This is a genomic window from Streptomyces sp. NPDC030862 (assembly GCF_055571835.1).
The window spans coordinates 106,594-117,183 of record NZ_JBVIEN010000007.1; the positions used below are offsets into that span (position 1 = coordinate 106,594).

The window sequence follows — 10,590 nt, forward strand, 5'->3', positions numbered from 1 at the left end:
CTCCTCTCCCCTCCCCCTCCCCCCCCCCTCCTCCCCCCCCCCCCCCCCCCCCTCCCCCCCCCCCCCCCCCCCCCCTGGGGCCGGCTCCGTCGCGCGCGGCGCGGCGTGCCCCGGCCCCATGCCGACTCCCGCACGCCCCGCCGGGCACGGCCCCGGGGCCGGGAACCGACGAGGAAGGACACGTCCCGGATGCCCAGGCCGGCCCCCGCAGACGCCGCGCTCCTCCGCGCCGCCCGCCCCAGCGCCGTCCACGCCGCGGCGCTCCTCCTCTGCTCCCTCGCCTCCGCCTCCGCCACCCTCGCCGAACCCGCCGCCATCGGGCACACCCTCGACCTGCTGCTCGCCGGCGCGCCCGCCGCGCCCCGCTGGGTCGCGCTGTGCGCCGTCCTCATCAGCGCCGACCTGGTGCTCGACGCCGCCGTGGCGTGGCTGACCGGCGTGACCAACGCCCGGACGACGGCCCGGCTGCGCACGCACGTCCTCGCCCGGCTGCTGCGCACCGCCCCGCACCACGCGACCGCGCGCTTCCCGCCCGGGGACCTGGCGACACGGCTCACCGCCAACGCCACCGAGGCCGGCACGGTCCCCGCCACCGCCGCGAGCGCCGCCGCGTCGGTGCTCCCGCCGCTGGGCGCGCTGGTGGCGCTGTTCCTCATCGACTGGCGCACGGCGGCCGCCTTCCTCGCCGGCGTACCCCTGCTCCTGCTCCTGCTGCGCGCGTTCGCCCGCCACTCCTCCGACAGCGTCGCCCGTTACCAGCGCGTGCAGTCGGGCATCGCGGACCGCCTCGTCGAGGCCCTCGCCGGGGCGCGTACCGTCGCCGCCGCCGGGACCGCCGCGTACGAGCGGCGGCGCGTCCTGTCCACGCTGCCCGAACTCGGCGCCGAGGGGCGGCGGATGTGGCGCGTGTACGGCGCCGCCGTCGCCCGCAGCGGTGTGCTGATGCCGCTGCTCGTCTGCCTCGTCCTCGCCGTCGGCGGGCTGCGCCTCGCGTCCGGCGCCCTCGGCGTCGGCGAGCTGCTGGCGGCCTCGCGGTACGCGGCGCTCGCCGCGGGCGTCGGCGCGGTGGCCGGGCTGCTGGGCGCCCTGGTCCGGGGCCGGACCGCCGCCCGCCGCACGACCGAGCCGCTGACGCTGCCGCCCCTCGCGTACGGGACGGGGGGCCTGCCCCCGGGCGGCCCCGGCACGCTCGTGCTGCGCGGCGTCGGCGTCGCACGCGACGGAACGGCCGTGCTGCACGGCATCGACGTCGTGGTGCCCGGCGGCGCGACGGTCGCGGTGGTCGGCCGCTCGGGGGCGGGCAAGTCGCTGTTGGCGGCCGTCGCGGGCCGGCTCACCGACCCCGACGACGGCGAGGTCCTGCTCGACGGCGTCCCGCTGCGCTCCCTCGACCGGGGAGAGCTCCGCCGCGAGGTCGGCTACGCCTTCGCGCGCCCGGCGCTGTTCGGCGCGACGGTCGCGGACGCCCTGGCCTTCGGCGCGCGCACGCCGCCGGCCGACGCCCTGCGCGCGGCGGCCCGCGCGGCGGGCGCGGACGGTTTCATCGAGCGGTTGCCCGGCGGTTACGGCACCCCGCTCCCGGATGCGCCGCTGTCCGGCGGGGAGCTCCAACGCCTGGGCCTGGCACGCGCGTTCGCGCACGCCGGGCGGCTGCTGATCCTCGACGACGCCACGTCCAGCCTGGACACCCTCACCGAACGGGAGGTCCAGCGGGCGCTGACCCGCGACGTACGCCACGGCACCCGGCTCGTGATCGCCCACCGGCTCTCCTCGGCGGCCCGCGCCGACCTGGTGATCTGGCTGGATGCAGGCCGTGTACGCGCCACCGGGCCGCACCCGGAGCTGTGGCGGGACCCGGCCTACCGGGCGGTCTTCGCCGCGGCGACCGACGGGACCGCGACAACCGACGGGACCGCGGCGACCGACGGGACCGCGGTCACCGACGGAACCGCGACGAGCGACGCGACCGCGTCATGACGCGCCAGGGCCCGCTGCGCCGCGTCCTCCCGCAGGGGCGCCGCTTCCTGCTGCGCCGACGGCGCGACCTGCTCACCCTGGCCGGCTGGTCGCTGCTGGAATCGGCCCACACCTTCCTCACCGGTTACGGCGTCGCCCGCGCCCTGGACGACGGTTTCCTCGCGGGGCGTACCGGCACCGGCCTGCTGTGGCTGGCGGTCGCCGCGGCCGCGGCGCTGCTGGGCGGCTTCGCCGTACGCGGGGTGTTCGCGGGGCTCGCCGGTCTGGTGGAGCCGCTGCGGGACGGGCTGGTGCGCCGGGCGGTGTCGCAGGCCCTGGCCGCGGCGGTGTCCGACCCGGCGCGGTCGGACGGCGCGGCCGCCACGAACAGCGCGGCGGTCTCGCGGCTCGTGCACCAGACGGAGATGGCCCGGGACAGTTTCGCGGGACTCGTCCTCACCGCCCGCTCGTTCGTCTTCACGGCGCTGGGCGCGCTGGTCGGGATGGCCTCGCTGGCGCCCGCGCTGCTGCTCGTGGTGGTGCCGCCGCTGCTGCTGGGACTGCTGCTGTTCCTCGCCACCCTGGCGCCGATGGCCGCCGCGCAGCGGGCCTTCCTCGACACGGACGAGGCCCTGTCCGCCCGGGTCGGCGCGGTGGGGGCGGGGCTCCGCGACGTGGTGGCGTGCGGCGGGGAGGACCGGGTCGCCGAGGACGTGGGCGCACTGATCGGCACGGAGGCGCGCCTGTCGCGCCGCCTCGCCCGGTGGGCGGGGGTGCGCACCCTCGCGCTGGGCGCGGCGGGGCGGCTGCCGGTCGTGGCCCTGCTGGTGGCGACGCCGTGGCTGCTCGGGCGCGGGGTCACCGCGGGGGCCCTGCTCGGCGCGCTCACCTACCTCGTCCAGGCGCTGCTGCCCGCGCTGCACACGCTGATGACGGCGCTGGGCGCGGCGGGGACCCGGCTCCTGGTGGTGCTGGACCGGTTCGGCACGGAGGAGCCGGCGCTCCCGGGCGCTGTGCCGCCCCTACGGCAAAGCCCTCGCCCCGGCGGCAGTGCGGCCGCCGCCGTCGAACTGCACGGTGTCACCTTCGCGTACGGCCCCCGCGCCCGCCCCGTGCTCGACGGCCTCGACCTGGTCGTCGAGCCGGGGGAGCACCTCGCGGTGGTCGGCCCCAGCGGCATCGGGAAGTCCACGCTGACGGCGGTGCTGGCCGGGCTGCTCACCCCGACCGGGGGCACGGTCCTCGTCGACGGCGCCCCCGTACGCGCGCACGACGGCCCGCCCGGACCGGACCCGCGCCGCGTCCTGCTGCCGCAGCAGGCCCACGTCTTCAGCGGCACGGTCCTGGACAACCTCCGCTACCTGCGGCCCGGCGCGCGGCCCGCCGAGGTGGAGGAGACCGTCGCGGCGCTCCGCATCGAACCCCTGGTGCGGCGCCTCGGCGGCCTCGACGCGGTGGTGGATCCCGGCAGGCTGTCGCAGGGGGAGCGGCAGCTCCTGGCCCTGGCCCGCGCCCACCTCTCCGCGGCCCCGCTGCTCCTCCTCGACGAGGCGACCTGCCACCTGGACCCGGAGACCGAGGAACACGCGGAGCGCACGCTCGCCGCGCGCCCGGGCACCCTGGTCGTCGTCGCCCACCGGCTGTCGTCGGCCGTACGGGCGGACCGCGTCCTGGTGCTGGACGGTACGCGGGCGGCGTGCGCGCCGCACGAGGAGCTGCTGGACACGTCGCCGCTCTACCGCGATCTCGCGGGCGTCTCCCACCGGCCCTGAGGGGCCGACCTCACACCCACCCCGCGCCCTGCGAGATACGGATGGCGTCAATGCGGTTGCGTGCGCCGACCTTCCGCGTGGCCGACGCCATGTAGTTGCGCACGGTGCCGTTGGACAGATGCAGCCCTCTCGCTATCTCGGCGATGGACTCGCCCTCCGCCGCCCGGGCCAGGACGCTCAACTCCCGGGCGGTCAGCGGCATCCGGGACGCCTCCAGAAAACCGAAGGCGAGCGATTCGTCGACGAACCGCTCGCCTGCCGCGACTTTGCGGATGGCCCTCACCAGGCGGCGTGGAGAACCGTCCTTGTCGACGTAGCCCAGCGCCCTGGCTTCGAAGGCCTTGCGCAGCGCCCCGGGGCGTCCCGCCGAGGCGAGCACCAGCAGCCCGATGCGGGAGCCGAGGCCCGTACCGCCGCCGGAGCGTCCGTCCTCCCACAGCGTCGCGGTGCCCGGACAGTCGAGGTCGACCACGCACACGTCGGGCCGTAACGACTCCGTCTCCCGCAGCGCCGTGCACCAGCCGCCGGTGGAGACCTCGAACGACTCCTCCGACCCCTCCGATTCCCTGGTGAGCAGCGCCGCCAGCGCCGACCGCAACAGGGCGACGCTGTGCAGGACAAGCACCTTGGTCATGGCGGTTCCCCTCCCGATGGTGGCCCGGCGCTCCCGGGCGCTCGCATGCCACACATGCGACTGCCCCGGACGCGGGCGCAGGAACCATTCGCTGGGGCGTACGGGGCGCGTGGTACGGACCAGCGGGCGCCCCCTGTGCGACCCATGCGCGCCCGTGCGCCCCCCTCCCGTCCGACGGGACCGTCAGGACCGCTCGTACGCGGTGAAGGGCGAGGACCGGTACCCCGCCGCACCGGTGATCAACAGCCCCCGGTAGTCGAACAGCACGCCCCCGACCTGGTCGTGGAAGCCGCGGTTGTCGAGCTCCTCGCCGGTGGCGGCGTCGAAGACGAACAGGTCGCCGTCGGCGAACATGTGCTCGTCCGCCTCGGTGAGCACGGTGACTTTTCCGTCCTGGACGAGCAGGTCGTAGGCCTTGGCGCCGTCGATGTGCTCGTCCGTGCCGCCCCAGGCGATCTCACCGGTCGCCAGGTCGAAGGCGACCAGCGTGTGGTCGTAGTACCTGCTGTGGTGATCGCCCAGGGCGTAGAGCCTGCCGCCGTCCACCGCGACCTCGAACGACAGGGGGCTGGTGTGCGAACTGGTCCCGCCGATGGCGCCGTAGTCGCCCTTGTAGTCGATGGCGGGCTGGGCGCGGCCGTCCTTGCCGAACGAGTAGTACGCCTCCGGTCCGGCCACCACCAACGGGTCCGCGGACACCACGTGGGCCGGCGTGCTCCCGGCGAGCAGCGGGCGGCGGGCGCTCAGCGGGGTCGACCAGAGCAGCTTGCCGGTGGCCGGGTCGAAGGCGGCGGCGTGCAGTTCGCCGTTGCGGCGGGACGCGTCGTCCGAGCCTTCCTTGTCGCCACCGCAGGCGAGCACCGCGGCGACCCGGCGCTCGGCCGTGCCGAACCGGCTCGCGAAGCAGTCCTCGGGGACGGCCGCGGTCCACCGCACCCGGCCGGTGCGCACGTCCAGGGCGCGGGGCACCTGCTCGCCGAGCACGGCGACTCCGCCGGCCACGGCCACCCTCTCGCGCTCGGAGTTCGGATCGCCGGGAACGTAGGCCGTGGCGGCGTGCCAGAGTTCGCGACCGTTTTTCACGTCGATCGCCACGATGGTGGCGCACTCCCCGGGCTTCTCGGAAGCGCCGTCCGCGTCACGGACCACCACCAGCACGGCCGCGGCCTCGTCGGCGTCGCCACCGCAGATCTCCGAGCGTCCGGGCGGCACGTACTCCCAGGCCCGCTTGCCGGTACGGGCGTCGAAGCCGGTCACGGCGTCGAAGCGGCTGCGCACGAGGGTGTCGCCGGACAGCCAGACGCCGTTGCCGTGGTCCGAGTCGGTGCGGTCGGCGGGGGTGCTCCAGCGGACGTCCATCGAGTCGCCCGGGAAGCGGCCCGTGGTGGAAAGGCACCCCGCGGTGAGCGCGCCGACCACGACCAGCACCACGCCGAGCTTGATCAGTATCCAGGTCAGCCGCGAGCTCATCCCGCTCCCCCTCCGTTGGCGGCGATCATCATACGAACAGCCGGCGGGGAGGGACGGATGGCAGCCGGAGGGCGGACAGCCGCGGCTCCCACGCCTACTCGTACGCCACGGCCCCGTCCACCTCGTCGGCCCGGTCCATCAGCCGCGCCAGCTCGACCCGGGAGCGCACCTGGAGCAGCGCGAAGACGTTGCGCAGGTGGTGGTCGACGGTGCGCGGGCTGATCGACAGCCAGGCGGCCACCTCGCGGTTCGTGGCCCCCTCGGCGACGCAGCGCGCGATCCGCAACTGCTGCGGCGTCAGTACGGGAAGCACCCCGGCCGCTTCGCGCCGGGGCCCCGACGCCTCACCGGTGGCGCGGAGTTCGGCCCGCGTCTGCTCGGCCCAGGGGCGGGCGCCGCACCGTTCGAAGGCGACGAGGGCGTCCCGCAGCCTGCCGCGCGCCTCGCGCGGACGGCGTCGGCGCCGCAGCCACTTGCCGTACAGCAGCAGCGTGCGCGCGGTCTCGAAGTCGCCGCCCGCCTCCTCGTGGCGGCGCAGCGCCTCCCGGAAGAGGGCGTCCGCCTCCGCCGCCTCACACGCGAGCAGCGCCCGGCACCGCGCCAGCTGCGCCGGGGCCTGCGCGTCGGCGCCGAGCGCCGCCCAGACGGCGAACTCCGCGGCCGCCGCCCGCGCGTCCCCGCACAGCCCGGCCGGCACGGCCGCCTCGACGAAGCACGGCACGGCGAGCATCCGCACGCCGAAGTGGCCCCGGCGCGGCCCCGGCCGCACCAGCGGCCCGAGCCGGGCGGCGGCGTCGGCCGCCCGCCCCCGTCCGAGATCGGCGCGGGCCGCCGCCCATTCGGCGAGCGTGGCGGCCTGGGTCAGGCCGTGCGCCCGCGCGACCGCCAGGGCGTGCCCCACGTGGCGCGCCACGGCCCCGGCGTCGCCCTCCACCGACGCGACCAGCGCGAGTACGGCGTGCTGGTGCGCGACGACGTTGCGCAGCCCGGCCCGGTGGGCCCCGCACAGGCCCTGCCGTGCGTGCGCCCGCGCCAGCGCGTGCCGCCCGGCCCGCAGCTCCGCGTACGCCAGGTGCTCCAGCACCCGGGGCTCCAGCGCGGTCAGGCCCCGGGCCCGGGCGAGCGCCAGCGCGCGGGCACCGGCGCGGCAGGCGCCCGCGCTGTCGCCGAGCACCAGCGCGGCGGCCCCGGCCCGCAGCAGCCGTACGGGGTCGTCGTCCCCCGCCGCCCGGCGCACCACCCGGCGCAGCGGCTCCCGCGCCCGGTCCAGCCGCCCGCCGAGCGCCGCGTACAGCCCGGTCCGGTAGTCGTACGACACCCCGGGCTCGTCGGGCGAACGGTCCGGCGGCCCTCCCTCACCGCCGAGCGCGGCCAGGCATGCCGCCACATCGCCCATCGCCCACCCGGCCTCGACGGCGGCGAGCCGCGCGGCCAGCGCGCGCTCCGGGTCGTACGGGCCCAGCAGCGCGGCCGCCACCAGCAGCTCCGCGTGGGCGTCGGCGACGGGGCCGTCGTACAGCGCGAGGCTGCCGCGCACCAGCTCGGCCCGGCCGCGCACGGCTCCGTGCGCGGCTTGCCGCGTGGCGGCGAGCAACTCCCGCGCGTGCCGCGGATCCCCGGCCGCCACGGCGAGCTCGGCGGCCGCCGTCAGCCGCGCCGCCCGGGCGGCGTCGTCGCCGCTGAGCTCGGCGGCGCGGGCCAGGGCCGACGCCCGCTCCGGCGGCGTGCCGTCCGCCTCCGCGGCCGCCTCCAGCGCCGCCGCCAGGTCCGCGTCCGGCCCCTCGGCGGCGAGGGCGCGGTGGAGGAGGTGCGGCAGCCGGTGGTCCTCGCCGCCGAGGGCCGCGGCGAGCAGTGCGTGCGCGGTGCGCCGCCGCGACAGCGGGGCCCCCGCGAGGACCGTGCGCCGCAGCAGCGCGCTCTCGAACCGGATCGTCTCCTCACCGATCCCCAGGACGCCCGCCGCCTCGGCCGCGTCCAGCGCCCCGGGCCCGATCCCGGCGGCCCGGGCGGCCCGCAGCACCACGGCCGCGTCCGCGCCGCCGCCTCCCGGCGCGAGCTCCTGCGCGGCGGCCGCCAGCAGCACCATGAACCCGGTGTCGGGCGGCAGCCCCGACAGCCGCCCGCCGAACGTCCGCGAGAGCGTGCCGCCGTCGACGAGCGGCCGGGGCAGCGGCGCGCCCCCGGTGAGCTGCGCCGGGGTGAGGGACCCGACGACCGCCGCGACGAGCGCGGGATTGCCCTCGGTCTCGTACCGCAGCTCCCGCAGCAGCTCCTCCCGCACCGCCGGATCGGCACCGCCACCGGTCACCTCGCCCGCCGACTCGTCCACCAGCTCGTCCACCAGCTCGTCCACCAGAGCGGCCATGGCCCGATCGGCGAGCGGCGCGAGGCGCACCACCGGCACCCCCGCGAACTCGGGGTCCCGCGCCCGGTGCGCGGCCACGGACACCAGCAGCCCGACGGTACGCAGCGACCCGGGGCGCCGGGCCGCGAAGCCGAGCGCGGCGCGCGACGGGGTGTCCCACAGGTGCGCGTCGTCGACGCACACCAGCAGGGGGCGTGCCTCCGGGGCGGCCCCGCGCAGCAGCTCGGCCAGTCCGCCCGGCTCCAGCCCGCCGCGCAGGACACCGGCCGCCCCGCGGACCCCGGCGGCGGAGAGCAGCGCGTGCACCCCGCTGTACGGAACGCCCCGCTCGGCCGCCACCGCCCGCGTGTGCGCCACGCGCCCGCAGCCCCCGAACCGCGCGGCGGCGTGGTCGAGGAGCGCGGTGCGGCCGAGGCCGGGCTCTCCGGCGACGAGGAGGGCGCCCCCGTGGCCGGACCGCACCCGCTCCAGCAGGGCCGCCACGGCGTCGAGTTCAGCGCTCCGGCCGTATATCCCGGTCACACACGGCACGTTACTTCCGCGTAACGACAGCCGGAAGCGGCGTTGGGCACGCGCCCAACGCCGCCGGTCCAACTCTGTGCCCGGGCACCGCGTCCCGGTGTCACGAGGTGTGCGGACAGGTGCCCCGGTACTCCTCGATGGTCAGGCTCGGCCGCGGGATCGGGCAGAGGAACTGCTCGTAGCGGGTGTCGTTGTCGATGAACCGCTTGAGCCACGAAATGCTGTACTTGGCGATCGTGGTGTCGGAGGTGTTCGGCGCGAAGTGGCCGGCGTTGTTCAGCTCCAGGTAGGCCTTGTCGAGCGTGCTCGGCAGGCTCGTGTAGAACGGCTCCGAGTGCGAGGAGACCGGCGCGACCGTGTCGTTGTCGGCGCCGATGAGCAGCGTCGGCGTCGTGATCTCCGGCCAGCTCTTGTCGGTGTTCCAGGCGGTGAGCGGTATCGCGGCCTGGAGGGACGGCCGGCTCTTGGCGGCCTCCAGCGAGCCGCCGCCGCCCATGGAGTGGCCCATCACGCCGAGCCGGGTGGCGTCGATCCGGCCGCGTACGGAGCTGCGCTGCGTCAGGTAGTCCAGCGCGGCGAGGAGCTGGCGGCCGCGGCTGTCCGGCTGGTCGAGGGTGGTGTTGGTGTCGATGGTGAAGACCACGAAGCCCTGCGAGGCGAGCCGGGGGCCGTACCAGGCGATGGAGGACTGGGTCCCGGTGAAGCCGGGGGAGACGGCCACGGCTCCGAAGGTGCCGTCGGCGGTGGTGGTGGGGTAGTAGATGGTGCCCCCGCCGAATCCGGTGACCGCCAGGGAGGAGACCTCCGTCTGGGAGACTGCGTAGGGGCCGCGTACGGCTTCGATGCTCGCGGTGGTCGGTGCCGGGCCGCGCTCGTAGGGGTTCTCGGCGGCCTGCGCGCCCGGTGTGATGGTCAGGGTCATGCCAAGACAGGTGGTGGCGATGAACGCCGCCAGGGTGGATCTCTTCACGACTGAGTCGTCCTCTCGGTCGTGGCGGGGCAGCCCGGAGTGCTCGCGGTGACAGGATCACCACCGGGCGGAACCGCCGTGTTCGCTGGGGTGCCACTGTCCCGGCGCCCGCGCCACACCGGCATCGGTGGAATCACCGGTCGTCACCAGGGGTACGCGGCGGACGTCCCGGTAGGACGCTCGGTACGACGAGGAGCGTGACCCCCCATGAACCACACCGACGCGGCGACCGGCCGCAGGACGGCCCCCGACGGCGTGACCGAGCTGCCCACGGTGAGCAGCCTCGCGGAACTGGGCGACCTGGTGGAACGCCACGGCGAGCTCTACGTCCGGTGGTCCCGCAGCCCTGCCGACGACGTGAAGGACACGCACAGCGCCGACCACCTCACCGGCATCACCATGCCCGGCCTCTCGGCGAACCCCCTCCAGATCGAGACGTGGTGGGAGGACCGCCCCGTGCGGCTGTGGGTGGCCCGGCGCCTCTACGACTACTGCCACCTGCGCGAAGAGCGGGACGGCGACGTACGCCCCTGGGCCCTGCGCGGCCGCGAGGTGGCCCGCGGCCCGGACAACGAGCCGCTGCTCCGCGACATCGAGCCGGTCTGCTGGATCGACCTCCAGGTCATCGAGGAGGCCGAGCGCGAGGTCGCGCGCCAGCGCCGCCCCTGGGGCCCCATGCGCAGGTGAGGCCCGCCCGGCCCGGCGCGGACGGGACGAACGTCCCGCGTGCTCCCGGCCCACCAGGGAAAACGGACCGCATGTCCACAGCCACGGATCACGCAGCCACGGCGCGGGGGGGGCAACAGAGGCGGGAGACCCCCCCGGGGGCCAACCCCCCCCCCCTCCTCTTCTTCCTCCCCTTCGGCGTTCCCCCCGTTCTGGGGGGGGTCCCTTTTTGCCC

General features: G+C 76.7%; 7 protein-coding genes. 3 read left to right on the plus strand and 4 right to left on the minus strand.

The features are described 5' to 3' along the window. The first annotated feature begins 189 nt into the window (after positions 1-189). Both ACZ42X_RS19940 and ACZ42X_RS19945 read left to right on the plus strand, forming a co-directional pair. Complete coding sequence (locus ACZ42X_RS19940) at positions 190-1,977, plus strand: ABC transporter ATP-binding protein (RefSeq protein ID WP_468291527.1); 1,788 nt, start codon at positions 190-192, stop codon at positions 1,975-1,977. Beyond that, entirely contained in the window at positions 1,974-3,728 is a 1,755-nt protein-coding gene (locus ACZ42X_RS19945; protein WP_468291530.1) for an ATP-binding cassette domain-containing protein, read from the plus strand. Before ACZ42X_RS19940 ends, ACZ42X_RS19945 begins: the two co-directional genes overlap by 4 nt. A 10-nt stretch (positions 3,729-3,738) precedes the next feature. Here the strand turns inward: ACZ42X_RS19945 and ACZ42X_RS19950 are convergent, their stop codons facing one another. The 4 genes from ACZ42X_RS19950 to bdeA form a co-directional block, all read right to left on the minus strand. Then, positions 3,739-4,362 carry a response regulator transcription factor gene (locus ACZ42X_RS19950; RefSeq protein ID WP_468291533.1) on the minus strand — a complete coding sequence of 208 codons (624 nt, stop codon included), beginning with the start codon at positions 4,360-4,362 and terminating at the stop codon, positions 3,739-3,741. 183 nt (positions 4,363-4,545) lie between these two features. Next, positions 4,546-5,832 (minus strand): outer membrane protein assembly factor BamB family protein, encoded by a 1,287-nt coding sequence (locus ACZ42X_RS19955; RefSeq protein WP_468291536.1) that lies wholly within the window; start codon positions 5,830-5,832, stop codon positions 4,546-4,548. Between the two features lie 94 nt (positions 5,833-5,926). Then, a complete protein-coding gene (locus ACZ42X_RS19960; RefSeq protein ID WP_468291538.1) occupies positions 5,927-8,719 on the minus strand; it encodes a helix-turn-helix transcriptional regulator in 2,793 nt (930 codons plus the stop codon). 100 nt (positions 8,720-8,819) lie between these two features. After that, positions 8,820-9,641 carry a bis(hydroxyethyl) terephthalate hydrolase gene (bdeA, locus tag ACZ42X_RS19965; RefSeq protein ID WP_468292406.1) on the minus strand — a complete coding sequence of 274 codons (822 nt, stop codon included), beginning with the start codon at positions 9,639-9,641 and terminating at the stop codon, positions 8,820-8,822. 255 nt (positions 9,642-9,896) lie between these two features. Between bdeA and ACZ42X_RS19970 the strand changes: the two genes are divergently transcribed. After that, the gene (locus tag ACZ42X_RS19970; RefSeq protein WP_468291541.1) at positions 9,897-10,376 is read left to right on the plus strand and encodes a DUF6098 family protein; all 480 of its coding nucleotides are present in this window, start codon (positions 9,897-9,899) and stop codon (positions 10,374-10,376) included. Positions 10,377-10,590: the final 214 nt, after the last annotated feature.

Bases quoted from the DNA above. Each gene is read 5' to 3' on its own strand.
- ACZ42X_RS19940 (WP_468291527.1), top strand. From the start codon at position 190: ATGCCCAGGCCGGCCCCCGCAGACGCCGCGCTCCTCCGCGCCGCCCGC.
- ACZ42X_RS19945 (WP_468291530.1), top strand. From the start codon at position 1,974: ATGACGCGCCAGGGCCCGCTGCGCCGCGTCCTCCCGCAGGGGCGCCGC.
- ACZ42X_RS19950 (WP_468291533.1), bottom strand. From the start codon at position 4,362: ATGACCAAGGTGCTTGTCCTGCACAGCGTCGCCCTGTTGCGGTCGGCG.
- ACZ42X_RS19955 (WP_468291536.1), bottom strand. From the start codon at position 5,832: ATGAGCTCGCGGCTGACCTGGATACTGATCAAGCTCGGCGTGGTGCTG.
- bdeA (WP_468292406.1), bottom strand. From the start codon at position 9,641: ATGACCCTGACCATCACACCGGGCGCGCAGGCCGCCGAGAACCCCTAC.
- ACZ42X_RS19970 (WP_468291541.1), top strand. From the start codon at position 9,897: ATGAACCACACCGACGCGGCGACCGGCCGCAGGACGGCCCCCGACGGC.